General features: G+C 67.2%; 1 protein-coding gene. It reads left to right on the forward strand.

Annotated features, from left to right (window positions below; genetic code table 11):
- Window positions 1–241: hypothetical protein (locus CVH10_RS23880; RefSeq protein ID WP_146143378.1), on the forward strand; the 241-nt coding region annotated here is incomplete at both ends.

The raw sequence follows: 241 nt of genomic DNA on the forward strand, positions 1-241 counted from the left end.
CCCTATCTGTCCTATGCGCTGGGCGCGGGTGAAACGACGGTGGAGAAGATGGTCAACGCTTATGGCGTGCTGGCCAACAACGGGCGCTGGCATGATCCCTCGCTTATCGATCTGGTGCAGGATCGCAGCGGCAAGGTAATCTGGCCGGAGAATTGGCGGGCCTGCGACGGCTGCAACGCGCGTGAGTGGAACGGCCGGGCGATGCCGCGCCCGCCGGCGCGCGGGCGGCAGGTGCTCGACG

The sequence above is a fragment of the Halomonas sp. ND22Bw genome (assembly GCF_003011945.1).
Taxonomy (GTDB): Bacteria; Pseudomonadota; Gammaproteobacteria; order Pseudomonadales; family Halomonadaceae; genus Halomonas; species Halomonas halophila.